Origin of the sequence: Novosphingobium lindaniclasticum LE124 (genome assembly GCF_000445125.1) — a bacterium.
Lineage (GTDB): Bacteria > Pseudomonadota > Alphaproteobacteria > Sphingomonadales > Sphingomonadaceae > Novosphingobium > Novosphingobium lindaniclasticum.
This window is the reverse complement of sequence record NZ_ATHL01000127.1, coordinates 22,449-45,527: the sequence shown is the minus strand read 5'-3', so window position 1 is coordinate 45,527 and position 23,079 is coordinate 22,449. Positions and strand designations below refer to the sequence as shown.

At 63.2% G+C, this 23,079-nt stretch carries 36 protein-coding genes; 12 read left to right on the top strand and 24 right to left on the bottom strand.

The features are described from left to right. The first annotated feature begins 25 nt into the window (after positions 1 to 25). A complete protein-coding gene (locus L284_RS42685; RefSeq protein ID WP_021235559.1) occupies positions 26 to 616 on the top strand; it encodes a hypothetical protein in 591 nt (196 codons plus the stop codon). A gap of 2 nt (positions 617 to 618) precedes the next feature. Here L284_RS42685 and L284_RS42680 read toward each other — a convergent pair whose 3' ends face one another. Then, complete coding sequence (locus L284_RS42680; RefSeq protein WP_021235558.1) at positions 619 to 906, bottom strand: hypothetical protein; 288 nt, start codon at positions 904 to 906, stop codon at positions 619 to 621. A gap of 53 nt (positions 907 to 959) precedes the next feature. Here L284_RS42680 and L284_RS42675 point away from each other — a divergent pair, with 53 nt between their 5' ends. The 5 genes from L284_RS42675 to lysC are packed head-to-tail and all read left to right on the top strand — an operon-like array spanning position 960 to position 2,851. After that, entirely contained in the window at positions 960 to 1,262 is a 303-nt protein-coding gene (locus L284_RS42675; RefSeq protein ID WP_235054552.1) for a hypothetical protein, read from the top strand. A gap of 10 nt (positions 1,263 to 1,272) precedes the next feature. Further along, the gene (locus L284_RS42670; RefSeq protein WP_021235556.1) at positions 1,273 to 1,866 is read left to right on the top strand and encodes a hypothetical protein; all 594 of its coding nucleotides are present in this window, start codon (positions 1,273 to 1,275) and stop codon (positions 1,864 to 1,866) included. A 16-nt stretch (positions 1,867 to 1,882) separates the two neighbouring features. Continuing rightward, positions 1,883 to 2,248, top strand: a complete 366-nt coding sequence (locus L284_RS42665) for a phage holin family protein (protein ID WP_021235555.1) — start codon at positions 1,883 to 1,885, stop codon at positions 2,246 to 2,248. Next, positions 2,245 to 2,637: a hypothetical protein gene (locus L284_RS42660; RefSeq protein ID WP_021235554.1), complete on the top strand. Its 393-nt coding sequence runs from the start codon at positions 2,245 to 2,247 to the stop codon at positions 2,635 to 2,637. Before L284_RS42665 ends, L284_RS42660 begins: the two co-directional genes overlap by 4 nt. Next, a complete protein-coding gene (gene lysC / locus L284_RS49175) occupies positions 2,564 to 2,851 on the top strand; it encodes an Rz1-like lysis system protein LysC (protein ID WP_152524747.1) in 288 nt (95 codons plus the stop codon). The genes L284_RS42660 and lysC overlap by 74 nt, the downstream gene beginning before the upstream one ends. 12 nt (positions 2,852 to 2,863) lie before the next feature. Here the strand turns inward: lysC and L284_RS48085 are convergent, their stop codons facing one another. From L284_RS48085 to L284_RS42655, 3 genes are read right to left on the bottom strand one after another with little or no spacing between them, the layout of a single operon-like run. Then, entirely contained in the window at positions 2,864 to 3,205 is a 342-nt protein-coding gene (locus L284_RS48085) for a hypothetical protein (RefSeq protein ID WP_152524746.1), read from the bottom strand. A gap of 25 nt (positions 3,206 to 3,230) precedes the next feature. Then, positions 3,231 to 3,596, bottom strand: a complete 366-nt coding sequence (locus L284_RS49040; protein ID WP_021235552.1) for a hypothetical protein — start codon at positions 3,594 to 3,596, stop codon at positions 3,231 to 3,233. Between the two features lie 11 nt (positions 3,597 to 3,607). Then, a complete protein-coding gene (locus tag L284_RS42655) occupies positions 3,608 to 3,859 on the bottom strand; it encodes a hypothetical protein (protein ID WP_021235551.1) in 252 nt (83 codons plus the stop codon). A 172-nt stretch (positions 3,860 to 4,031) separates the two neighbouring features. Here L284_RS42655 and L284_RS42650 point away from each other — a divergent pair, with 172 nt between their 5' ends. Then, positions 4,032 to 4,685 (top strand): SOS response-associated peptidase, encoded by a 654-nt coding sequence (locus L284_RS42650; protein ID WP_040714110.1) that lies wholly within the window; start codon positions 4,032 to 4,034, stop codon positions 4,683 to 4,685. A gap of 341 nt (positions 4,686 to 5,026) precedes the next feature. Then, entirely contained in the window at positions 5,027 to 5,740 is a 714-nt protein-coding gene (locus L284_RS42645; RefSeq protein WP_152524745.1) for a hypothetical protein, read from the top strand. Positions 5,741 to 5,966: 226 nt separating this feature from the next. Here the strand turns inward: L284_RS42645 and L284_RS42640 are convergent, their stop codons facing one another. Both L284_RS42640 and L284_RS42635 read right to left on the bottom strand, forming a co-directional pair. Then, positions 5,967 to 6,170, bottom strand: a complete 204-nt coding sequence (locus L284_RS42640) for a hypothetical protein (protein WP_021235548.1) — start codon at positions 6,168 to 6,170, stop codon at positions 5,967 to 5,969. 279 nt (positions 6,171 to 6,449) lie between these two features. Next, positions 6,450 to 8,072: a recombinase family protein gene (locus L284_RS42635; RefSeq protein WP_021235547.1), complete on the bottom strand. Its 1,623-nt coding sequence runs from the start codon at positions 8,070 to 8,072 to the stop codon at positions 6,450 to 6,452. A gap of 145 nt (positions 8,073 to 8,217) precedes the next feature. On the opposite strand from L284_RS42635, the gene L284_RS48955 reads away from it, so the two are divergent. Further along, on the top strand, positions 8,218 to 8,349 hold the full coding sequence (locus L284_RS48955) for a hypothetical protein (RefSeq protein WP_021235546.1): 132 nt from the start codon (positions 8,218 to 8,220) through the stop codon (positions 8,347 to 8,349). 28 nt (positions 8,350 to 8,377) lie between these two features. Here L284_RS48955 and L284_RS42630 read toward each other — a convergent pair whose 3' ends face one another. The 8 genes from L284_RS42630 to L284_RS47650 form a co-directional block, all read right to left on the bottom strand. Further along, entirely contained in the window at positions 8,378 to 8,617 is a 240-nt protein-coding gene (locus tag L284_RS42630) for a DUF2312 domain-containing protein (protein ID WP_021235545.1), read from the bottom strand. Positions 8,618 to 8,634: 17 nt separating this feature from the next. Next, positions 8,635 to 9,132 carry a hypothetical protein gene (locus tag L284_RS42625; protein WP_152524744.1) on the bottom strand — a complete coding sequence of 166 codons (498 nt, stop codon included), beginning with the start codon at positions 9,130 to 9,132 and terminating at the stop codon, positions 8,635 to 8,637. 16 nt (positions 9,133 to 9,148) lie between these two features. Beyond that, positions 9,149 to 11,842, bottom strand: a complete 2,694-nt coding sequence (locus tag L284_RS42620; protein WP_021235543.1) for a toprim domain-containing protein — start codon at positions 11,840 to 11,842, stop codon at positions 9,149 to 9,151. Between the two features lie 59 nt (positions 11,843 to 11,901). After that, complete coding sequence (locus L284_RS42615; RefSeq protein ID WP_021235542.1) at positions 11,902 to 12,117, bottom strand: hypothetical protein; 216 nt, start codon at positions 12,115 to 12,117, stop codon at positions 11,902 to 11,904. Beyond that, positions 12,114 to 12,320: a hypothetical protein gene (locus tag L284_RS42610; protein ID WP_021235541.1), complete on the bottom strand. Its 207-nt coding sequence runs from the start codon at positions 12,318 to 12,320 to the stop codon at positions 12,114 to 12,116. The genes L284_RS42615 and L284_RS42610 overlap by 4 nt, the downstream gene beginning before the upstream one ends. 109 nt (positions 12,321 to 12,429) lie before the next feature. After that, positions 12,430 to 12,726, bottom strand: a complete 297-nt coding sequence (locus L284_RS0124770) for an ogr/Delta-like zinc finger family protein (protein ID WP_081674130.1) — start codon at positions 12,724 to 12,726, stop codon at positions 12,430 to 12,432. Position 12,727: 1 nt separating this feature from the next. Beyond that, complete coding sequence (locus L284_RS42605) at positions 12,728 to 13,216, bottom strand: hypothetical protein (protein WP_021235539.1); 489 nt, start codon at positions 13,214 to 13,216, stop codon at positions 12,728 to 12,730. Next, a complete protein-coding gene (locus tag L284_RS47650; RefSeq protein ID WP_081674128.1) occupies positions 13,213 to 13,542 on the bottom strand; it encodes a transcriptional regulator in 330 nt (109 codons plus the stop codon). Before L284_RS47650 ends, L284_RS42605 begins: the two co-directional genes overlap by 4 nt. An 84-nt stretch (positions 13,543 to 13,626) precedes the next feature. Here L284_RS47650 and L284_RS47030 point away from each other — a divergent pair, with 84 nt between their 5' ends. The 3 genes from L284_RS47030 (at position 13,627) to L284_RS42595 (ending at position 15,503) form a co-directional block, all read left to right on the top strand. Next, the gene (locus tag L284_RS47030) at positions 13,627 to 14,289 is read left to right on the top strand and encodes an XRE family transcriptional regulator (protein ID WP_021235538.1); all 663 of its coding nucleotides are present in this window, start codon (positions 13,627 to 13,629) and stop codon (positions 14,287 to 14,289) included. 9 nt (positions 14,290 to 14,298) lie between these two features. Continuing rightward, positions 14,299 to 14,715, top strand: coding sequence for an HIRAN domain-containing protein (locus L284_RS47025; protein WP_081674127.1), 417 nt, complete (start codon positions 14,299 to 14,301; stop codon positions 14,713 to 14,715). Between the two features lie 92 nt (positions 14,716 to 14,807). Next, positions 14,808 to 15,503: a zinc ribbon domain-containing protein gene (locus tag L284_RS42595; protein ID WP_160172149.1), complete on the top strand. Its 696-nt coding sequence runs from the start codon at positions 14,808 to 14,810 to the stop codon at positions 15,501 to 15,503. Here L284_RS42595 and L284_RS42590 read toward each other — a convergent pair. The 10 genes from L284_RS42590 to L284_RS48950 form a co-directional block, all read right to left on the bottom strand. After that, positions 15,500 to 16,510 (bottom strand): contractile injection system protein, VgrG/Pvc8 family, encoded by a 1,011-nt coding sequence (locus L284_RS42590; RefSeq protein ID WP_021235535.1) that lies wholly within the window; start codon positions 16,508 to 16,510, stop codon positions 15,500 to 15,502. The genes L284_RS42595 and L284_RS42590 overlap by 4 nt on opposite strands. Continuing rightward, positions 16,507 to 16,920 carry a phage tail protein gene (locus L284_RS42585; RefSeq protein ID WP_021235534.1) on the bottom strand — a complete coding sequence of 138 codons (414 nt, stop codon included), beginning with the start codon at positions 16,918 to 16,920 and terminating at the stop codon, positions 16,507 to 16,509. Before L284_RS42585 ends, L284_RS42590 begins: the two co-directional genes overlap by 4 nt. 11 nt (positions 16,921 to 16,931) lie before the next feature. Continuing rightward, the gene (locus L284_RS42580) at positions 16,932 to 19,454 is read right to left on the bottom strand and encodes a phage tail tape measure protein (protein ID WP_031342931.1); all 2,523 of its coding nucleotides are present in this window, start codon (positions 19,452 to 19,454) and stop codon (positions 16,932 to 16,934) included. After that, on the bottom strand, positions 19,455 to 19,595 hold the full coding sequence (locus L284_RS47645) for a GpE family phage tail protein (protein ID WP_021235532.1): 141 nt from the start codon (positions 19,593 to 19,595) through the stop codon (positions 19,455 to 19,457). A gap of 8 nt (positions 19,596 to 19,603) precedes the next feature. Next, positions 19,604 to 19,954, bottom strand: a complete 351-nt coding sequence (locus L284_RS42575) for a phage tail assembly protein (protein ID WP_021235531.1) — start codon at positions 19,952 to 19,954, stop codon at positions 19,604 to 19,606. A gap of 71 nt (positions 19,955 to 20,025) precedes the next feature. Beyond that, positions 20,026 to 20,538: a phage major tail tube protein gene (locus L284_RS42570; RefSeq protein WP_021235530.1), complete on the bottom strand. Its 513-nt coding sequence runs from the start codon at positions 20,536 to 20,538 to the stop codon at positions 20,026 to 20,028. Between the two features lie 39 nt (positions 20,539 to 20,577). Next, positions 20,578 to 21,750 carry a phage tail sheath subtilisin-like domain-containing protein gene (locus L284_RS42565; protein ID WP_021235529.1) on the bottom strand — a complete coding sequence of 391 codons (1,173 nt, stop codon included), beginning with the start codon at positions 21,748 to 21,750 and terminating at the stop codon, positions 20,578 to 20,580. A gap of 15 nt (positions 21,751 to 21,765) precedes the next feature. Further along, on the bottom strand, positions 21,766 to 22,113 hold the full coding sequence (locus L284_RS42560; RefSeq protein WP_021235528.1) for a GPW/gp25 family protein: 348 nt from the start codon (positions 22,111 to 22,113) through the stop codon (positions 21,766 to 21,768). Beyond that, positions 22,113 to 22,667, bottom strand: a complete 555-nt coding sequence (locus L284_RS42555; RefSeq protein WP_021235527.1) for a phage baseplate assembly protein V — start codon at positions 22,665 to 22,667, stop codon at positions 22,113 to 22,115. Before L284_RS42555 ends, L284_RS42560 begins: the two co-directional genes overlap by 1 nt. 153 nt (positions 22,668 to 22,820) lie before the next feature. Beyond that, positions 22,821 to 22,949, bottom strand: a complete 129-nt coding sequence (locus L284_RS48950) for a hypothetical protein (RefSeq protein WP_268745358.1) — start codon at positions 22,947 to 22,949, stop codon at positions 22,821 to 22,823. Positions 22,950 to 23,079: the final 130 nt, after the last annotated feature.

Here is a 23,079-nt window from a genome sequence, read left to right as displayed (position 1 = left end):
CCATCCTACCTCCAAAGGAAAACGCATGCACAACCTCGTGAAGCTGGTCCAGGCCAGCGGCAAAGCCCTCGTCGTGCCCGCAAGTGCCATCTCGGGCGGCATCGTCCGTTCGCTCTCGGACAGGGAGAAAGAAGCCAATCCGAACGGCGCCGCGTTCGTCTGGCTGGTGCTCGACGGCCAGGCGCAGAGCGCGCTCGTGCGGGAGCGGATGGGCTTCATCCTCAACAAGGCGGGCGGCAGCTCGTCGGAGCGCGAAGTGATCGAGGGCGCGGATGGCGAGCGGATCTCGATGCCGCGCTCCGCCTTCTCCTACGCGATCGAGAGCGAGCGAATCACGGACGGCCGGGGCAAGCTGGTGTCGGCCGAAACCGCCGCTCTGAAGGAAAAGCGCGGTGAGGAACTGGTGCGCTCTGACGCTACGGTGCTCAAGACAACGCTGCGCAGCGCGGCCGGCTCTGTGGACTTCTTCGTGAAGGACAGCGCCGCCGACCTGCTGGACCGGTTCACCGTCGAGGTGTCCGAAGACGACGGTAGCGAGGAATATGACGACGACGGCAACCTGATCCCGGCCGAGGTGCCCGCCGCCTCGAAGCCGCGGGGCCGCCGCACCAGGTAGTCTCAGTCGCTGATCTGGCTCCAGTTCGGACCGTCATGGACGCCGAGCTGGTCCATCAGCTCATTCATCGCGCTGCGAGGCTGCTCCAAGCGGGTCAGCTGGGCGCCCTTCAGATCGACATGGTTGATCGCGAAGGCCTGCCCCCGATCATCCATCAACACCACGACCATTCGCTTGGCGCCCAGGTAATCGCCCAGATTGTCCGTGTCAGGAACCGGACCGTCAGGCGTCGGCGCGCGCCGTGCCCAGTCCTTCATCTGATCGACCGGGCTGCTCTTTTCTTCCGACACCGTTTCACTCCGCTGCTTCGGCCGCGACTATACCACCCCACAGGAGAATGACCATGGCCCTCACGCCAGACCAGCTGCTCGCCCAGCGGGCAGAACTCGACAAGCAGATTGCCGTCTCCAACCTTCCCGGCCTGAAGGCGTTCAAGGCCGCGTTGGCGAGCGGCAAGGTGGCGACCCTCGCCGATGATCTCGCCGCTTTGCTGCCGCAGCTCGCTTCCGACAACACGATGGGCACGCCGTTCCAGCAGGCGACAGCGCTGATCAGCGTCGTGCGCGGCGTAACCGACATGTTCGATCGCGAGGTCGAGCGAGTCCAGGCGCTCGCGGACGCTCAGACCGGCCCGGCGGCCGAGTAGACCTCGTGTCATGACCGATCCCCGTAAAGCCGCCTTCGACGCCGTCCGGGCCATCGCGCGGCCTGGCCTCTTCGACGATCCCGGCAACGTCCACGCCCTCGACAATCTTCTCGACGCTTTTGGAGCCCCGCGCATGTCTGAAACGAGCAGCATCCCCGACGATTATTGGCCCATGCTCTCCAAGATCGAGAGCGGCGACCGCCCCTACATCAAGGCCAGCACCTCCAGCGCCTCGGGCCTCTACCAGTTCATTCGCGCGACCTGGATTGGCGAAGGCGGCTCTTGGGGCTCGAACATGAACCTCGCTTTCGGCGGCTTGAAGCCTCCCGTCTCGGAGCAGCTTGCTCGCGCGAAAACCTTCACGGAGAAGAACGCAGCGGCCCTGCGCGCCAAGGGCATCCCCATCAACAAGGCGTCGCTCTATGCGGCGCACTTCTTCGGCGCCGGAACCGCGGCAAAGGTCATCGCTGCCGACGTGGACGATCGCGCCGACGCGATCGCCGGCGAGGCCGCGACGAAAGCAAATCCTTCGATACTGAAGGGCAAGACCGTGGGCCAGTTCCTCACCTGGCTGCACGGCAAAACCGGCGCCTGGGCGCGCTAAGGAGTTTGGGGGCGCAATGGAACACTTCTCGCTATCCGACTGGCTCACGTCACTCGGCTATGTCCTGTTGTCCGCCGTTGCCGGCGGCCTGGGCTACGTCATGCGTGAGAACGACAAGGGCAACAAGCTGAACGGGTGGCGGGCGCTCACGGAGGTCGCTGCGTCCGGTCTCGTGGGCTTTCTGGTCATGCTCCTGTGCCGCGCGATGGAGGTCGATCCACTTTATAGCGGGTTCATCGTTGGCATCTTCGGTTGGCTCGGGGCGAATGTCTCGATCCGGCTCCTGGAGCGCATCGTCTACGAACGCCTTGGGATCAAGCTGCGCGCGAATACCGACAAGCGCGTCGAGGCCGCCAAGGCTCAAGAGGAGGAACAGCTGTGAAATGGCTTTCGAACCTGATCACGCCTTTCAAGTCCGAGCTGCTCGCCATGATCGGCGTGCTGGCGATCTGCGGCATCGGTGCGACCGTTGCCGCATACCTGCATATCCAACGGCAAAACGACCAGATCGCCACGCTCGACACCCGCGTCGGCGATCTGGTCAGCGCGAACCGAGGCTGGGCCGACCGGTACGCGGAGCAGGACCGCCTGCGCGCGCTGGAGCAGAAGAACGTCCTGCTGCTCCAGGACAAGCTCGCGCTCATCGAACAGCAGGGCGTCGCCTCGTCCGCCCAAATCAAGGAACTGGAGAAAAGCAATGCGGAAGTTCGCGAACTTATGGCTCGCCGCCTCCCTCCTGACCTGCGCCGCCTGCTCGAACAGCAAAGGTGAGATCGCCTCGGCGCCGCCGCCTGCCTACAAGGGAATCCCGGCCGGTCTGCTGGAACGTTGCACCGTGCAGGATGTGCCCCAGGAGACGGTCGCCTCTATCATCGATAGCCGCGGCATCTACATCAAGGCGTTCAACAAGTGCGCAGCGAAGGTCGACGCGATCCGCGAGCACGACGCGGAGGCTCGAGCCGGGAGCGGCCGCGTCTCTGAATAGGTAAGAGCGCGGTCAGCAGCGCGTCCGGTTCACCACGCGTTTCCACTCATGCTCAGGCGGCCGGGGAAGCCGAACATCCACCTTCGGGGGATGCTCCAAGTCGAAGCGAATCGGCCTTACCCGGTCTTTTCTGCCTGGCGCCTTTTGCCTGGATGCGCAGACCCGGCACCAGAAGCGCACCTTCGCCGCCGAAAACTCGCCATCCCACCGCCGGCGCTCGAAATGATACCAGAGCCCCCAGGGATCGAACGAACACCGATGCCCACAGCGGCACACCGGCACGATCGCATAGCTGAGCAACGCGGCTTCCGTGATCGATGTGGGCTCATGAAATCCGCCCTTGTTAAAGCGCATGGTCGATCATGCCGCTGGTCCAGGCTCAGTAGCTGAGCCAATCGATCTCGGCCTCATCCACAGCCTCGAACATGTCGCCATCGGCGCCGCACTCGCCCAGGCGCTTTCGAACGGCCTCGGGGTCTCCGTCCAGCGGGAAGCGAGGATCGGCTTTCGCAGCTTTCACCAGGTTGCCGAGCAGGCCCTTCGCATCCGTCTGCCGGACCAGCCATCGACCGAAGGCGCCGCGCTCTGCCGGCGACAGCGTGCGGCCGGTCTCTCGAAGGCGCTCGTCGGGCGCGGCCGGTGTGAACGCGCCATAGTCCGCGCCCGCGAACACTCCCTTGCTACCGAGAATGCGCGTGATTTCCCGTCGCAGATCGTCGGGAGTGCTCTTCTGGATATCTGTCATCGGTGCGCTGCCTATTCCGCCGGCTCGGACATCAGATGCCGCCACGACTCGGGGCGCCTGAGGTCGATGTGCTGGATTTCAACGATATCGCGCGTGGCCTCTCCCTTGTCCTGCAATCGCTGGAGCACGGCCGGAAAGATGTCACAGAGCTGACGAAAGTCCTCTTCCGTCGCGCCGTCCCGGTCTGCCTGGTCGTACCGATGCCGCGCCAAGCGGATCAGGTCATCGTCGGACAATGGAAGGGTGAGTTGATCATCTGCCATGGGAGTTCCTTTCGCGACTCATCGAGCCATCGCTCATAGCATGTTCTAAGTTTGTTCTCATACAGCCGAAGGCGCGAAGATGGATGCGAGCGGACGGATTCCGCGATAACGCGTTCACATCGCTCGCAAGATTTTGCTGGGAGTTACCCGGCCGCTCGGCGACACTCGCGGGATGTGCAATCTCTACCGAATGACCGCGCCGGCCGATGCCGTGGCGAAGCTGTTCCGGGCCAAGGCAGCCGGTTCTCCGAACTTTGCGGCCGAGGTCTATCCGAAATACACCGGCCTCGTAGTCGCCGAGGGCGAGGTCCGCGCGATGACCTGGGGCTTTCCCCGCCATGCCGTCAGCAAGAAGACCGGCAAGCCTCTGAAGCCCACCGCCACGAACAATGCGCGAGACGATAAGCTGCGCGGCAATCCGATGTGGCGGGATAGCTTCCGTGATCGTCGCTGCCTGATCCCGGTCACGGCTTGGGCGGAGGCAGAAGGCGCCGCCGGGCGCATGACGCGCACCTGGTACTCCCTCCCTGATCAGGAGCTATTCGCCGTCGCCGGGATCTGGCGCCCCACTGACGAGTGGGGCAACGCCTATTCCATGGTCATGGTCGATGGCTGCGAACAGATGGCCGACGTTCACGACAGAATGCCAACTATCCTGGCGGCGAACGATTGGGAGCAGTGGGTCGCCGGCAGTCCGGACGAGGCTTTCGCTTTGTGTCAGATCTGGACCGGCCCGCTGCTTGTCGATCGCACAGACGAGCCCTGGTTCAAGAAAGCCAGCTCACTGCCTGCGCCACAAAGCCCAGCGCCATCAACGCTGCTATGAGGAAGTGCTCGATTCGTCCGGCCATCGCCCATGTTTGCCGGTCGAAATGAGGGCAGCAATTTGGGTTGCTACCGATATGGATGCGCTTGGTAGAAGGTTAGACATTGCCCACGGGACGCGGCAGGAATGCGTAGGCGGTTCGGGGTAGGTTAGACGCCCGAGAAGGGCGGAAATCCTCAGTTTGCGAAGCCCGGCTCGGAGTCGCAGGAGAAATATACGGGTGCGTTTAAAACTGTTCCATATTGGGAGAATTCTAAAAGTTCAGGATCATCGATAAAGGTGGAGCTTCCTTTTTTTTCAGCAAACTCCCAACTTCGAGGAACAAATCCGAGGAGGTGCCAATGGTAGATGCAAATGAAATCGATGTCCTGGTAGAGGAACTCACAAAGGCGGACAGCCAATCGGCAGCACCGTCAATAGCAACCTCGCTTGCTGCTGCCTACATTTCTAGCATTCCAGCCATTGGCCCGTTGTGTGCTGTCATTCTTGATCGCTTCAAGAACGGAGTGTTAGAGCCTGATCTCCTCGGGCTGATGAAGGGGGTCGCCGTCCAGGTTCAAGCTTTGGTGCCAGATGTTGTCTCCGCAAATTCGCTGCGGGAACGTGTTGAGATCTTGGAGGCGGCTCAAACCAAGATCGCAGACGTTTCAGCGTTGTCAGAGCTCACGACGCGTTTGGAGCATGATTCACAGATCGTACGCATCTTGACGGTCGGGGGCGAAACGGTTGCGCGTGATGTGACGATCGAGGGGCGACCGCTTCACTCACAAGCGGAAGACGGCGGCTTGGCTGATTTTAGCGGCCTCCGACACACTGGCGCGGAAGCGCAATTCACAACCGGGCGGGGGGCGAAGCAGACCCTCAATAATGCCTTTTTCGGCCGTGCTGATTCCTCGGTGGAAACCTCTGTGAAGACAGGAAGCAATGTTCGTCTCAACGGCGGGCAAACAACTTTCAATGATCGTTCGGGCGGCGGGGCGACCGGAGTCACGCACGTAGGAGGAGGCGTTGTGATCAGCAATGGTCCAAACGGCCCTTCCGTCGACTTCAACTAAGCTGCGGCATTTTTTTCGGGGCGGTTGACGCTGGGAGCAAGACGTAGGCGAATTACCCCAGACTTCTGTCCGGTGCGTTTCCGGTGAAGCGCACCGGAAAAACCGGTTTGTTCTAGGGCTGTTCCGACTCTGTAATAAGCCCAAAGCCCCGAAATCTGCGCCTTACAGGCTTAGCCACTCTCTTCGGGAGGCAGGGGAGACTTTCGCAAATGGGGCTTCCCGGCCGCTAGTCGTAGCGATCTCTTTCCTCTTCGTGGTAGCGCCGACTTAGCTCGAAGCCGCTAATTTCCACTCCCTCGGGTGTCAGCACGACAACGCGGGGAAACAGATTCTGCGCAGCACGGAAACTGTTGAGGGCCATTTCGGCGTTCTTCGGGGTGGCGACTAGGACACGCTTTTGATCGCGTTGCAGGCCGATGATTTGATACATTCCGCGTCCTCGCAGTTGGCTGGGCATTCGTAATCAGGCGAGGGTTAAAATTCCGGATTGCTGCCGTCCAGATTGATCCGCTCAACCAACGGCAACCAACAATGGCAGGCTTAGGGTGCGAGGTCCCCAAGTAGCCGCGGCCGATGTCCGTCGCGGAAAAACGATGCCGGGGAGGGCGCTTTTCGAGTTTACAGACGCCCGGAGAGGTCACGGAAATCTGCGGTTTCTATGGGGTTGTGTTTACAGAAAAACCCTTATAAATCAGTACCAATCAAGAAATCATAATCCGCGTGTCGGGGGTTCGAGTCCCTCCTCCGCTACCACCTGCAACATACCTTCACGCTCCATCGGAGCCTCGCCGGTAGCGAGGCTCACGACGTTTTCGAGCCTTCCTTGCAGATCGATGTGCAGTCCGCGACCGTTTTCCTTCGGAGTGAGGATGACCGCATCTATCAGAGTACGCAGCGCAGACCGGGCGGTTCGGGCGCTTTCCTCTTCGCCATTCAGGTGCCGGGTGATGTCCTCGACAGCGTTCCGGTATGCTTCGGCAATGGCCGGGTGCAGGCTGATCACTTGGGCGGCGTTCGCTGATCCGATCGCTTCAGTCAGTTGCTCGCGCTCGGCCTTGGCGCGTTGAAGCGCTTCCACGATTTCGGGGACGTCGGCGGCACCGGCGGCGATCGCGCTGACGAGGTTTGAGATTTGCTTCTCCAGTTCGTCGATCCGCTTCCGGTTGGTCGCAGCGGCCTCGAACGCTTCCCGGTCAAGCCGCGCTCGATGCTGGTGATACGCCTTCACGACCAGGCTAACCCGCTCCGGGCTGAGTAGCTCTTTCCGCAGACCTGCGAGCACGCGAGATTCCAGCACGGTGCTGTCGATCGTGCGGCGGTTCGTGCATGTCCCGGCGCGGCGTGTGTTGGCGCAGCCCCACTTCTCGCTGCCGATCACGACTATGGCACCGCCGCACTGGCCGCACTTTACGAGACCCGAAAGCAGGCGCTTCGGTCTGCGCTGTTTGTTGAAGTCCCAGTTCTCTCTCAGCGACTTTCGCCGACGAACAGCCTCCCAGCTTTCATCATCGACGATGCGGAGGTGAGGAACGTCCTGGCGCTGCCATTGCTCGGCCGGGTTCACGCGGGGCACGCGCTTACGCGTGTCGGGGTCGCGAACCATCGTGGTGCGATTGTAAACGAGCTGGCCGATGTAGATCTCGTTGCAGAGCAGGCCGTTGCCGCGCACAGCGTCGCCGTTGATGGCGCTGACGTTCCAAGTGCCGCCGGAAGGGGAGGGGATGCCTTCCGCATTAAGCCGCCGGGCAATTGCGAGGGGTGATTCGCCAGCGATGTATTCGGCGTATACCCGGCGCACGATCTCCGCTTGTTCGGGATCGATCTCGCGCAGTCCGCGCTCGGCTTCGCCACGAGAATCCAGGCGATGAACTTTCCGATAGCCGTAGACAATGTTGCCGGGGGTACGGCCAGCGGCGACCCTTCCGCCCTGACCGCGTTTGATCTTATCGGCCAAATCTTTCCGGAACAGGCTGGCCATCGTGCCCTTGAAGCCAATCTGCAGTTCGTCGATCGGGCCTTCCGATAGCGTGAATATGCGTGCGCCCAAGAAGCGAACTCGCTTATGGATGCCAGCGAGATCCTCTTGGTCGCGAGAGAGGCGGTCGATGGCTTCGGCCAATATCTGGTCGGCGCCACCGGCCCTGATATGTTCGATGAGGGAATTCAGACCGGGGCGATCGCGCACGGCGCCGGACATCGCATAGTCCGAAAAGACGGCCGTAACCGTCCATCCTTCCCGCTCAGCGCGCTCGGTGCAAACGCGGACCTGATCCTCGATCGAGGAGTCCTTTTGCAGTTGGCTGCTGAAACGGGCGTAGATCGCCGTGCGCATTCGAAACTTCCTTGGTGCAATTAGCCATCGATTCGGCATGGTGCTGCCGCGCTAGAGAGTGCGCAATGGCGATGGCAATCGCATCAAAGGCCTCAGAAAAGTTCACTTGTTGGCGACATCCTTTGCGCTGGAGAGCGCGTGAACAATGATGAACGGTATCGCGATCAGCGCGGCGATCAGAAACAAGGCGCGCGACGCGCCTTTGATCGCGAGTCTGGCGCGGCGGTGGCGTTCCGCGACGGGCGAGCAGGCCCGGCATGAACAGCCTATCGGGTGAAAGTTGTTCGAGCTGCTAGGAGCCATGTTCAGTCGATCCCCAGCGCGGCTTTGTAGGTATCGACGATGTTTTCCATCTCGTGGCGATCGTCCGGGCGCATGCGGCGGATCGCGACGATCTGCTTCATGCACTTGACGTCGTAGCCCTCGGCTTTCGCCCACTTGTATCGCTCGCTGACGTCGCTGCGCATATCGCGGATTTCTTCTTCCATTTTCTCGATGGCTTCGATGTGGTTGCGCAGGCTGTCTGCGGCTGTGCTGCTGGACATTGGATGCTCCTTGGTACTCAGGCGGCGATCTGGTGCCCGCCGTGGGTCGTGTGGGTCGGGTGGAATTTCGGCAGGCGGGGCTTGAACAGGGGGCGGCGCAGTTGTTCGCAGAGGGTGCAGATCTGCGGATCCGCGTCGGACCATGTGCAGTCGAACCCTTCGATATCGAGCTGCGCGGACCATTCGTCCCATCCGCATGCCAGGCAGAGGCGGGGGTGTTGCTCCGGCGGCCCGTCGCATAGCTGGCGATAGATCGCCTCGCTGACACGGTATGAGCGGGACTTATCGCCGCCGAACCGATTGCGCGCGGCACGATAACCGGGCTGTTCGAGGGTTCTAAAATTGCGCTCCACGTCTTCGCGGTGCTCGGGGCGGTGCCAGTATGGTCGCGCGGCCTGCTCGATTGAGAGGCCAGCGGCCTCGCGGCGCATCCGGATGTAGTCCCAGGGCAGGACCGTCGGCGCCGGGGCCTTGGGTTCGTCGATCATGGACAGAAGGGAGGGAACGCTACGCATGTTCGTCCTTTCGATTTCAGGAATTGGTGGAGGTCGCGCGCGAGCGGTCGTGGAAGACCCAGCAGCGGACCGGCGGAACGCCGTCGTTCCGAGAATTGACGGCGGTCTGTTCGATGAAGCGACGCGACTTCGAGGTCTTCAGCGCGCGGATCAGTTCGGCATGGGTAGGCAGCGCCAGGCGCTTCTCGGCGCAGCGAGCCTCCATTTCGTTGAGGCGGACCGCGATCATGCCTTCGGCATGGCGGCGGTGATGGTTGATGTGGCCGGAGAGGGCCGCAGGATCCTCGTTCTCTTCAAGGTAATCGAACCGCTCCCAGAACAGGCTGACGATCGGGTCTTCGCTGTTGACCGCAAGCTGCCGTTCGGTCGCCATCTCGACGATGAACTTGGCGGTGGCCGCCTGTTGCTCGTCGGTCAGCGGCAGGAGCGCGCGCATGGCGTCGAGGAAGGCGAGCAGCTGGCCATGCGTCTTCGCCAACCGGTTGGTGCGGATGCCCGGCATAGCGAGCAGTTCGCTTTCGTATTGCGCGAAGGCCTGCCGGAAGCGGGCCATGACCTCGTTTTCGCGTTTGGCGGCATGGACTATGAAGCCCGAGACCCTCTCGATCGGCCATTGCTCAAGCCGCTCTGCCGAGGTCTTCGTGTCCGCCGACCAGCCCGCCATGTCGAAGCCCAGCGACATGATACGCTCGAGCACGGCCCGGCTCGCGTTGACCGGCTCGTTCTGCTCGATGACGATCGCGCCCCGGAACGGCGGTTCGAACGTCTCCATGCCGCCGTTCTTCACGCCGCGTGAGCGCACGGTGCGCCCGTTGTAAGCCGTCTTGAGTTCCTCCCACTCGAACTTGCGGGCGTGGCTGGCTTCCTCGCGCCGGTCGCCCTCGATCAGAACGACGGGCAGGTTGCCAACCTTGCCGAGGTTGCGCGCCATGGCGGCGGGCGTAGCCTTGGCCGGGTCGAAGCCCTCGTAGTTCTCGCGGCCGAGCAGCTTCCAGAGGAACTCGACCAGCGTGGTCTTGCCGGTGCCGGGCAAGCCATGCATTTCGAGGAATGGGAAACTCTTCATCTCGGCGCGGACCTGCTCGGCGAAGAGCGAGCCGAAGAAGAACGTCAGGCAGACGAGGCCCTTGGCGCCGTAGGCCGTCCAGAGGTCGGCCAGCCAGCTGGTGTCGAGATTGTCCGCGTCATAGTCGATGTCGAGCAGGCGCTCGGACGTGCCCAGCTTCAGGGCCTGCTTGCCGATCTGGAAGAAATCGTCGTCGTTCGGCTTGAACACGCGGCCGTTCGCGACGGCCAGTTGGCCGAAGACATAGGCCTTCGCGTCCCGGCAGTAGCCGGTGAAGCCAAGCGGGCGCACGTCCGGCAGGTCCGGCGTCTGGTGCTGGAGCATGCGGGTCAGCTGCTGGGCGTTGCCGGTCCAGACACCGCCGAAGGCGAAGAGGCGATCTTCGAAGTTCGAGGCCTTACGCAGCTGGGCGGCGGTGAAGTCACCTTTCACGGCCGGGCGCTTGCCGCTGGGGTAGCGGATGTTCAGGAAGAACTTGGTCTCGTCCGTCGCCTCGTCACGCTGGCGATACAGGACGCGGAAGGCGCAGTTGGCGATTTCCTCGACGGCCAGCGCTTCCCGGGAAGCCTCCATGCGGATCTTGGCTTCTTCCTCGCTGTCGATTTCCTTCAGTTCACGGGTACGTCCGCGCCGATACTCGTCGATCTTCTCCTGCACGATCGAGATGTCGATGCCGCACCAGTACGTCCGGTTGCCGAAGTTGAAGTGGAAGCTGTTCCAGCGGTGCTTCTCCCAGATCAGGTAAGCCTTTTCCTGTGCGGTCTCGGCGAGCAGCACCTGCCCGTGCCAGAGGTATTCGGCGCGGTGCTTCTCGGTCAGCCGCTCCAGCTGGAGCAGGTCGTTCCAGTCGAGTTCCTTGCCGGTCTCGTCCTCGCCCATCGGCAGCGCGGCGGATGCGTCCCAGCGATCCTTTCGCGCCTGCTTGACGTAATCGCGGTTGCCCTTGGTCCCTGCGGGGCCGACGTCGAAGGCGAACACGATGCGCGGGCTGCGGTGCGGCCGATCCGAGGATGCGATGTGCGTCCGCAGCTGCTTCAGGAACTCGCTGGGGTAGTTGTTGCTCGACATGGTGGAGGCGGCGCGCTGGCCAGCCTGCTCAAGCGCCCAGGCGTTGAAGATGCCTTCCGCGAACCAGATGCTGGGCGCGTTGGCGAAGTCTTCCATGGTGACGTCCGGCCGCGACCATGCCTGCCCCTTGTACGGCCTGCGCGGCGCGAAGTGCGCCTTGCGGTCGAACCGGCCGGGCTGGTCGATCAGGCGCTCCCACCAGCTGCCGCCCGGCAGCGGGAAGCGCACGGTGGCGGAACCGACATTGCGGGCCTCGTCGCGGAAGTACTCCTGCGAGTAGGCGTCACGCATGCCCATGAGGTTGAGGCCGCGGGCATCAGTCAGATAGGCATCGGCCGCTGCGTTCGGGTTCTGCGCCGTCTTCTTGAAACGCTTGGACCACGTATCGAAGATCTCGGGATAGAGGTCGCGGATGGAGGATTCCCAACCGCAGCGGTTGGCCCGGCCGCATTTGAGCACCCATGGGCTTTCGGAGCGGGTGTAGACCTCGCGCCCGTCGCACTCGGGGCACTTGCCGCCCTGAAGCCATTCGCCCTGATCCTTCTTCCACTGGAAGTCGGTTTTCAGGAGCGGCATTAGCTCGCGGCGAATATCGTCTCGCATTTGCATGGGGAATTCTGGACTTTCAGCAGGGATCAGGCGGGCGACACGGCGTCGCGCGGGTAAACTTCGACTTCGGGAAGCCTGCCGCTGCCGCGCCAGACTTCGACGAAGCCCCGGCGCTGGTGACGCCTGACGTTGGGGGTGAGGACGAGACCGAACTCGGTGGCGGGCACCCAGCCATTCGGGGTCCACCGCTGCGACGAGATGATCACCGACTGACCGATGAAGAACGGGGCGCGCGCGCTCATGCTGGCACCATGATCCAGAGGAGGGCGAAGGCGGCGAGCAGGACCGGCGTGACGGCGGTGAGGATCAGAACGTCGTTCCGAACCCCGCGCGGCGCGGTGCGCCAGAAATCGCGACAGGTGGCGAGAGTGGAGCGCCTCACGTCCGGTCGGGCGGGCTGTGGAGCGTGAACGGTGCGGAACTGGCTGGACGGGATGTGCAGCATGGGATGGCTCCGGTGGAGTGCAGGAAAAAGGCAAAGCGGGGGCGTTCCCGGAAGCGAGCCGGGCTGAAGGCATTCGGAAGTGTCAGGTCAGGCCAGCGCGGCCTTTAGGTCAGGTGCCGGCGGCGGTGGTTTCCGGCTCTGAGCCGTTGTCATTGTCGGCGCGATCGTTCGCGGCCGGGCGCCACTGCGTCATCGGCAGGGTGTGCAGGGGGTTCGGGTAGCTGCTGGGCCGAACCGTGCGGACGGCCTGCATCTCGACGACGAACCGGAGCCCGCAGGCATCCGGATTCCGGCAGTCGTAATAGACCTCCCGGAAGGTCGCGCTCGACTTGCCGGAAGACCGTGCAAAAGCGCGACCGCCGCAAGCCGGGCAGGTTACGTGTGGAAGTTTCGCGTGACGTGACATGCTAGATTTGCCCCCTAGCTTCGGCCCCGGCGCCATTGCCGGGCAGAAGTGCTTTCAACCGACCGAGAAGGCGCGGAACGATCGCGTCAGCTTCTTCGGTTTCGAGAATGGCGGCCTGTATCATCGCGGGCGAAGCGCCCGGCGCGAGGGCCTGAATGCAGCGGCCGACGGCATCGCCAGCTTCGCGGGAAAATAGGGCGACGTCATCTGCCAGCGCGGTGCGGCAGGCGACGGCATCAACCATCGCGACGTCCAGCTGCAGCGCGTAGCAGGAAAGGATCGGTCCATGATCGCCGCCCGCTTCGATGAAAGCGCGATCGAGGGCCATAGCTTGGTCGAGCGTCGGCGTTCCGTGCCGATCGCTTTCGCTCCAATGGCGAACCGTCCGAATAGAGCGCCCGGTCACCTTGGCAGCGGCTTCCCAACCGATCTTGCCGCAGACAGTGGTGATGGCGAGGGAGAACGACAGAGGGGCGCGCAGCTTCGTCATGCGATGCCCTTCCGTTGCGTTTTCGTCGGGTGATCGCAAACGACAGGATCCACTCGCGTCGGTAGAACCGGCCCACACTCTTCAGTGTAGTCTGGTTCTTCAATGACAAGCGAAAGCGGATAGATGTCAGGTCTAAGTAAGTGAGGCGAAACGCCGGTTGCCGATGAAACCGCAAGCACTTGCTCGGCGGGCAGACGCTTGCCGCTCTGAAGCCATTTCCACACAGCAGCCTGAGATACCTTGCAAAGGCGCGCGGTTGCCGACTGGCCGCCTGCAATGGCAACTGCCAACTCCAATGCTTCGAATGGTGTCAGATCCTGCTTCATGCGGGTTACCTACAACCCGAGTTGTGGGCATGTCAACGCATCAAATTACCTTTTCGCCGATAACCAAAGTTGTAGGTACGCAGGATGATCAAAAGCGACCGTGTTGCCGAACGAATGCGTGAACTGGGTATGTCTCAGTCTGCCTTAGCGCGTGAGGTTGGTGTGACACAGCAGACGATCGGCAAGGTCGTTACCGGGCAGTCCGCAAATTCTTCACATCTGCACAAGATTGCTCGCGTACTGCAAACCTCCCCTGCCTATTTGACAGGCGAGATCGATGATCCCCGCGAAGACGCGTTTATACCGCCGACGCCAGCTGAGATCGCGGCGCAGATGGGGCTCGTTAAGGTCGAAGAGATTGACCTCTCGATTGGCATGGGCCTGGGGTTTCTCGATGAGAATGTGATGGAGCGGGTGGATCGGTGGATTCCCGAAGACTGGGTACGGAACTTCACCCATTCGGCCGTGGCCCATCTATCGATCGTGAAGCCCCAAGGGGACAGCATGTACCCGACCATCAACGACCGGGACATCGTTATGATTGACCGGTCTCAGCAGATCATCGACCGGCAGGAAGGGATCTGGGCGCTGAACTATGGCGGGCTTGGCACGATCAAGCGCGTCCGGGTGTTGCCGGATGGGAAGTACAAGCTGATGGCCGATAATCCGCAGGTTCCACCGGAGGTCGCTGCAGATGGCGAAGTGTCCGTGATCGGCCGCGTAGCTGGCGTATTCCGCCGCACCTGACCGCCGACCATGACTTCGATTCCTGAGATGTCGCTCGCGGTTGTAGGGGCCGCTCATCCGAACGCTGATGGCTCTAACCGCCAATTCGAAATTCTGTTGTGCCATCCTGGCGAGCCGGTGACGTTGGTTCCCGAACCCACGAACGTACACGATCGTAATGCGGTCGCGGTTTTTTCGTGTCGCGAGGTCCAGATCGGGTACATCAGCGCAGAGAGGGCGCGCCAATTTTCACCGCAGTTAGGTGGTGAAATGATCCGTGCAGTGTTCCAACGTCGCGCGAACTTCGGCGCGTGGATCCGCATTGGGTTCGAGGGTCGAGAGCCGCATCTCACAAGCGCAATGCTCGCAGAGGCTGTCGAGCAGACTGACGCGCCTATAGATGAAGATCAGCCGTTCTATCCGGATGAAATCTGGCCGGACGACTGAAGATCGAAGTTCTAACCGACAATCCGGTTAAGCGCTGCTGTTTCGGGCATTAGATACGGCGAGCGCAAGTATTTATGAGCAGGGGGATTACATTGGCAAAGGGTACGAAACTAGGGCAACGGATCTGTCCTAAGTGTAAAGAGACGATCAAAGTGGACGCGTCTCTCTGCAAGCATTGCGGAACGGAGTTTACGCCTGAAGAAATCTCGCTCGCGAAAGCAGATGCGAAGAAGGGCGCCAAGTATGGAGGGATTGGGTGCCTGCTCCTCGTCCTCGCACTTGGCACATGCACGTACATCGCGGGGAAGGGAGAGCCTGCTCCAGAAGTACCCGATAGGCCTACGGCATCAGCAAAGGCCGATGCGATCGCCTTCTATCGCGGGATCATGCAGGTGATTGGCCCCTGCGATCGTGCGGGGGCGGGCGTAGCTGAGGCAAGCAAGGCCGGAGATCTGGTCAACCTGTTCAGTGCAGCGAATGAAATGGAGACAGCTTGCTTGAAGACGCCTTCTGGCATCAGGGAAGTTAAGGTTCCTGTGAGTGTTGGAAAAGCCTCGTTCGACAAACTCACTAAGACCCGTGAAGTATGCGAGAACGCCTATGTGCAAAAATGGTCTGCCGCAAAAAAGATGAAGGCCGCGCTGGATAGCGACGGCAAAATCAGCGCGCTTGCAGAACTGAAAGAGGCGGCAAGCCTAGTGCAAACTGGTACAATTGTCTGCGCGACCGGTCTAGTCGGAGAAATAATGGCCCTAGGCGCAAAATCTGAGGATCTCGACGCCGACTAGGGCGCAGTTTCCATCCTGAGATCGCTCGTGAACCCACCCCGATTATCCAGGCGGTGGGTCACTTCTGAAATCAGCCACGTCGTAGCATCGATTTCCTCCTTGAAGCCTGATGCGCTGACGCGGGCTTCGGGGAACGCGTCGGGCCGCCCCAGCGCGAGGCGAATATCGAAAGTGGCTGGTGCGCGCTTCAGGCGGTCGCGCTCGGCGACGGCGGCGCGCTTGGCCGACGCCTCGTCCGGGTAGACCTTCCGAATTTTCTTCGCGCCATCTTCCTTGCCCACGGTGAAGGTCTTGCGCTTCGCGGCCTTCTTGTCGTGCCAAGAGGCGGTAACGCCCGCCTGACCGTCGCGCTTCTGGCGCTGCCAGTTGTGGCCATCGCCACTGGCCTTGGTGATCGAGAGGGTGGGCAGGGCCTTGCCGGTGCTGGTCTGCCCGGCGCCCTTCGGCGCGAAGATCAGGTTCTTGTCTTTAATGGTCGCGACCGCATCGTGCTCGCGGCCGAGGCGGCGAAGGAAGGCGATATCGCTCTCGCGGCTCTGGCTGATCGACGGTAGCGCGATCGAGGCGAGCGAGGCGGTGATGCGCGCGGCCAAGCCATTCCGTCCAGCGACATCGCGCAGTACAGCGCCGAGCGTCGTCTTCTTCCACGACTGCGACCGGCGGTTGCGAATGGCGCTGGTGAAGTCGGCCGCGCGCGCCCGGATCGTGATCTGATCGGGCGGGCCGCTGTGCCGGACGTCGTCCACCTTGAAACTGCCCTTGTCGATCAGGCCCACTGTCACGTCGCGGCCCTGCTTCCAACCCAGCTGCAGCTTGAGCACGGCGCCTTCCTTGGGGATGGCGAGCATGCCGTCCGTGTCGCTGAGCACGATGTCCAGCTGGTCGGCCTCGTCGCCGCGCTTCTCCGACAGGGTGAGCGAGACCAGGCGCGGATTGATCCGGTTGGAGAGGTCCTTGCCGTCCAGCGTCACGCGCCAGTCGGCCATGTTGTTGATGGCTTTGCTCATGCCGCGGCTTCCGTGGAATTGGTTGGCGCGGGATCATCTACGCGGAGAAGGTCGATGCCGAAGTCAATTCGGCGGGGGGTGCCGTCCGCCATCAGTACCGCATGGCGCTCGTCGATCGCGGTGATGACGTAGTTGCCGAACACGGTGCCGTTGCCGCTAATGAGCGGCAGCGCTTCGCCTGCGTCCGCCATTTCGCGCAGTTCGTCGAGCGACACACGGCCGTCCGCGATCTCGGTGTAGACCGCCCCGGAAAGGCTGATCGTTTCATCGCCGGGGCCGACGAACTGCGTGGCGTCGCGCGCGCCGACGCGGCCCGAGCGGGCGTGGCGCCAGTCGGTCTTGCGCTGCAATTCGTCGGGGCCGAGCGTACCGATCTCGAACAGAAACATGCCAAGGGCGAGCAGATGCATGGTGTGATTCCTCAGTCGTCGCCGAAGCCGCGTCCGCGCCGGTCGCGCTCGATCTGCTCGATCGCCTTGCGGACCTCGTCGGCAATGTCCCCGCCCTGCGCGCCGCCGGTGACTTCGATCTTGATACTGTAGGTGATGGAGACGGGCGTCGGCGCTGTGCCAGCTGCGCCGGTCTGCGCCGCTGTCGGGGTCGCGGCTAAGGCGGTTCCGGCGGCGCCCGCAGCAAGCGCGCCCGCCATCTGTCCGGGCATGGCGTTGAGGCGCGGTACCAGCCCATCGGCCGAGAAGGCGCTTGCCATTCGGCTTCCAAGATCCCCGACGCGTTGCAGTGGGCCTGCCGTGCTATTGGCCAGCCCTTCGTCTAGGCCAGCCATGACGAAGCCGCCGAGACTGGCGAAGACGCGCGACGGAGAGTGGATGCCAAGCACCTGCTTGAACCAGCTGACCGCAGAGTTGGCGGCGCCGACGATAGTCGATTTTAGCGCGGAAAGTCGGCCGGTGATGCCGTTGATGAGACCTTGCATCAGGTCGCTGCCCGCCTGCGACAGCCGCGACGGCATGGAAATACCCAGCCAGTTCATCAGCGCCGCGAAGCCAGCATAGAGCAGGCCCATCGGTGAGAAATTGACCAGCATGGCGGAAATCCCCGCGATGCCGCCGTTGAAATAGCCTTGGATCTCGGTCCAGATACCGCTGAACCACGTCGTGATCGCGCCCCAGTTCTCGTAGATCAGGTATCCCGCCGCCGCGAGCAGGCCGATGCCCAGCACGATACCGGCGACGATGCCGATCAGCGGCAGCATGCCGATGCCAAGCGCCGTGGCGGCGGCCGACAGGACAGCGAACGGGGCGACAAGCCCGGCGAGGATGATGGCGCCGCCGCCCATGATCAGGAACAGCCCGGCGAACAGCGCAGTGGCGAAGGCAAGGGCGCGGGTCAGCTGAGGGTGCCGTTTCGCGAAGTCGGCGATGCGGCCCGCCCATGACGACATGTAGTCCGATGCCGAGGCGATCATGGGCAGCAGCTGATCGCCCACGGTGGTTGAGAGATCCTTCGCCTGAATTCGCAGCCGCTTCACCTTCTCCGCGCTGTCGAGCATGCGGTCGGCGAAGTCGGTGTTCACCGTGCCGTCCGCGCCGAGCGCCTCGGCGCGGATGCTCTGGTACTCCTGAAACGCCGACATGAGCGGACGCAGGGCCTGCTGCACTTGCATGTCGCCGAACAGGCTGGATAGCTTGGCCTGGTCGCCGCCGGTAGCCTTCTGGGTCAGCCGCACGATCTCCTCGATCGGGCTGCGCCCTTCCTTGGCGGCCTTCTTCATCGCGGCGGGGATGTCGATGCCGAACTTCTTGAAGTTCTTGATCGTGTCCCCGGCGTTGATCTTGGAGAGCAGGTTCTGAAGGTTGGTCGCGGCACCGGCGGAATCGCCCGCGCCCTTACGCGTGATCTGGAGCGCGGCGGCGAGGTCCGCGACGGCCGGGATACCCTTGGAGCCGAGGCTCTGCATGCTGGCGGTCAGTTCGGGGAAGTACTGCGCCATGTCCTTGACCTCGAAGGCGCCGCTCTTGCCCGCCTGGGCCATCACGTCGAGCGCCTTGCCGGTCTGCGCGATCGGCACCTTGAGGTTGTCGTAGGAGGCGAAGGTCGCGCGGCCGAGGTCGTCGATTTCCGCCTTGTACGCGGTGGCCGCGCGGCCGATCGGCGTCATCATGTCCACGGCCTGCTGCGCGCCGAGGCCAAAGCCGGTGAGCGTGTCCACGCCCTTCTGCAGATCGGAGGGCAGCTGGTTGACCGCCAGCGCTGCCCGGCGCAGGTCGAGACCCATTAGCCGTCCGGCCTCGCGGCTCTGGTTCACCTTCTGGTTGATGTCGGTCATCACCGACTCGAATTCCATGGCGTCCTGCGCGGCGCCTTCCAGCGGCCGCGCAATGACCATGCCGGTGCCGATCGCGGCGGCGCCGCCAGCAGCGAGACCGGCCGCCGAACCCTGCACCTGCGCAAAGCGCGAGCGGGCAGCGGAGAAACGGCGTTCGCGGTCCGATACCTCCTGAAGGCGGCGGTCCTGATTGCGCAGGCTATCGTTCGACCGCTCGATCTCACTGCGCAGGCGGCGCTCTTCCGAAGCAAGATTGCGGATCGAGACTCCGGCAGCCGCGAGACGGCTGCGGACCTCGCTGAGACGGGATTCGTGCTGGCGATGCTGCGCGGTCAGGCGCTCGGCTTCGCGGCGCGCGCGGTCGAACTCGCTGCGCATGGCGCGGGTGGGATTGGTCGTTGCCGCCATGGCGCGGCCGAGTTCGGTGGCACGGGCGCGGGCCTGCTGCATGGCCCGTTCGCTTTCGCGCATGCCCTGTTTCAGCTGGCGGAACTCGCCGACGTCGGCCTGCGCGCGCTGCAGGCCTTTCAGCTGGTCGCGGGTGGCCTTCAGGGTCTGCGCAAGCCGGGACGAACCGGAGGCAGCGTCCCGCATCGGCCGGGTGAGCCGGTCGGCGCCTTCCATGAGCACCCGGATGCGCAGATTCCTGTCAGACACTTATCGTTTCCCGTGCTTCGGTGAGGTGCCGGCAGACCCGGCGCGCTTTTCGGCTTTCGCGCGCCAGATCATCAGTTCGGCAATCGGCCACCCGTCCATCTCGGACGGCGGCCAGCTGAAGACGCTGGCGATGTCAGCCATGGCGTCGGTTACGTCCGCTGGGAGAGATCCTGCTTCGCGCCCTTCGGCAGCAAAAAATCCATGACCTCGCTGCCCAGCTGGGTGAGGTCGGCGGGATCGAGGTTGGCGATATCCTGCTTCGACAGCATTGGATCGGTGATGCGCGGCAGCAGCGTTTCCAGCGCGCCGTATTCGAGGTTGAGGAGGCCCGACAGCGAGAGGCCGCGCAGCGAGCCGGACTTGGGCTTGCGGACAAGCACGGTCTCAATCTTGGTTTCGCCGCGCGTGAACGGTGCGTCGAGCGTGACGGTGCGAACTTCCGGGGTAGCGGCGGTGGCGATCGCGGTCGATGCGGCCAGATTTGCCTTGGTACGGGTCATTGTGGATCTCCGATGTCAGAATAGTTCGGCGGGGAAGGGGAGGCGGCCCGGCGTGTGGCCGGGCCAAGGGATCAGAACATGCCGAGGGCGTTGCGGCGCGCGGCGAGCAGGTCGATGCCGTTGACGACTTCGACCATGTTGATCGGGTCGATCTCGATCTCGGTGCGGCCATTCCAGACCAGCTTGTAGTAAGCGACGGCCATGGTGGCCTTGAAGTCGCCGACCTCGCCGGTTTCCTGATCGCCGAACTCAATCTCCGAGAACCGGCCGCGCAGGATCACTTCGACGGTGTCGATTTCAGCGGTGTCGTCGCGCTGGTAGTTCCCGGCGAAGCGCATGTAGACGCCGTCCACCGTGGGCGTGCCGTACTGGCGGATGATGTCGCGCATCGGCCCGGCGAAGGTCATGGAAGCCTCCATGGCCTCCTGGCCCATATCGAGAGAAACGGCGCCGCTCATACCGGCGCCGCGATACTCCTCCATCTTGCGGGTGAGGTTGGGCAGGCCGACCGTCTTGGCATCGCCCTGGTAGTCATTGCCTTCGTTGAACAGCATCTGATCCTTGAGGACGCGGGGGAATCCCATGGCTGGCTCCTATGATCGATTTGGGGAAGGGCGGCCGGATCAGGCCGCTTCGGCCAGCTGGTTCGCGAAGTCCGCGAAGTAGCTGTCGGTGATGCGCTGGTTGAAGCCGAGGTCTTCGAGCGGCGGCGGCACCGTGTAGTCATAGTCGATGCGCAGCTTGCCCGCCTTGAGGCTGGCGGTGCTGTTGTTCGCCTCGTCGTACTTGGCGTTGAAGCCGAGCACGATGCCCTGCGTCTTCAGCTGGCGGCCGAAGCCGTTGACGGTCTCGACGATATCCTTGGCGAGCGCCGGGTTCAGCGGCTTGTCGATGGCCCAGAGCATGCCCGCGACCACCGTGTCGGCGAGCAGCTGGGCGACGCGCACCGTGCTTTCGAACGCGAACAGCGGATCGTCCGAGCAGGTGCGGTTGCCCCAGAACCGGAAGCCGTCATCGGTGCGGACCAGCGCAGTGACCTCGGAAGCGTTGAGGAGGTTGGCCTCGCTGGTGTCATCCTCGATATCCCAGCGGATGGGCTGGCTGACGCCGACGACGCCGCTGACGGCGATGTTCGAGAGCGTCTTGTGTGGGCCGGTCTGGGTGTCGATCAGCGCCCGCAGGCCCATGGCATAGGCGGCGGCGTAGCCGGTGACGTTGGTGCTGGTTGCGGTGTCGAACAGCAGGAAGTCCGGCATCAGCAGCATCAGTTCGCGCGCGGAGAAGTTGGCGCGGTAGAGCGACGCTTCGGCCACGGTATCGGCGACGACGCGGGCGTAGGCAAAGCCGCGCAGCTTCTTGGCGATAACGACGAGGGCGCTGGTCACCGCCTGCGTTTCGAGGCCGGGGGTGCCCAGGATCTTGGGCTTCACGCCCACATGCGACTTCGCATCGAGCAGGGCCTGCATGCCCGTCTTCTTGCCCTCGGGCGTCGTGGTGCCGATGACATTGCTGGCGGTTTCGGCCGCGTCCACGCCTTCCTCGACGCGCACGACAACAACAACCGCACGGGTCTGGTCGGCGATAGCGCGCAGGGACTTGGCCAGCGTGCCGTCCGTGCCCGCCTTGCCGATCGCCGTCTCGATGTCGGTGACGAGCGCGGGGGTGTCGAGCGGGAACGTGGTGGCATCGGCGTCGGCGCCGGTGGCGACCAGGCCGATGATGGAAGTGGAGACTGCGGTGAGCGTTCGGGCGCCGTCGCTGATCTCGGTGAGGGTAATGCCGTGCTTGAAGGCCATGAACAGGATCCTTGGTTAGAGAGAGACGGGCACGAGAAGGCGGGAGCGGGCGTTCGACGCGGTGCCGGTGTGCCGGGTGTCGAGAACGACGACGGCAGAGCCGCGCGTGGCACCGGCCATGAGGCCGACCTGATCTAGGCGGATGCGGTCTTCCCAGCGGGTGAGGGCGATAACGGTGGCCGCGTAGATCCGCAGGATGTTCGCGCGGGTCATGGGCTGGTCGATCAGGTCCGGCACCAGCGAGCCGAACTCGCGGCGGCCGACGCACGAGCCGATGCGGGTGCGCAGGATGATTCCTGCCGACTGGCGGATATCGTCGTCGCCCTCGATCAGTTCGCCGGTGGTCTCGTCCATGGCGGCCATCAGACGGCGGTTCCACTCTGGGCGGAGCCAGCGGCAACGCCGGTGTGCTTGTGGCTCTTGAGGCTGATTCCGCCGCCGATGACGTCCTCGGACGCTTCGGCCTTGCCCTCGATCGAGACATTGCCCTTGATCGCGACGTCGCCCTCGATCGTGACGCCGCCGGGCGCGGTCAGCGCGGCGGTGCCGCCTGCGGGCAGGGTGACGGTGAGCGCGTGCGTCGCGTGGTTGTAGGAAATGACGGCGCTATCAGGGAATTCGAGTTCGAAGACGTCGGGGTCCGACGTGCTTGGCGAATTGGCGTCCGAGTAGATGCCAGGCAGGACAAGGCCGTTGTCGAGATCGCCCTCGGGGCACAGGACGGCGCACTGTTCGCCTGCGCAGGGCGGGCACCAGAGTTTCACGCGCCCGGCGAGCAGGGCGACCCATGGCAAATCGCTGGTTTCGAGATCGCCCAGCTGGACGGTGCAGGTCCGCGCGGCGTGGTCGATGGACGCAACAGTGCCCACCTGAATGACCTCGCCGGTCAGCTGCTCATGGTCGTTGGATTGTGCCATCGTGCGACCATGGCGCGAGAAGCATCAGCTTTCGCGGGGCTGCATTTGGCTGGGCGGCTGTCCAAATGCCCAAGTACTGCAGCGACAATAAGCCACTGGCTCTGAGCTTGCGCTCAGAGCCAGTTTGAAAGTCAGGATCGAACTAGGTGTACGTCAGATGTCGTCCACCAAGATCGGGAAAGCCTTCTTGCCATACCAGCTGGCATGGATGCGCTTTCCGCTCTTGGTAGTCGTCCACTTCACGAACACCCACTTCTTCCCAGGGGGAGGAGTGGTGGCCACAATGGGTCTCCTACTTTTTTGCGGCCGCTCGTTCTTGCTTCCGTAACCGTTTGCGCCTATTTCGGCGCTTGCATTGAGTCGGTTTAGGATAGCTCACCCTTTTCAGGGGCCGCTTCTGATCCAGGCTTTT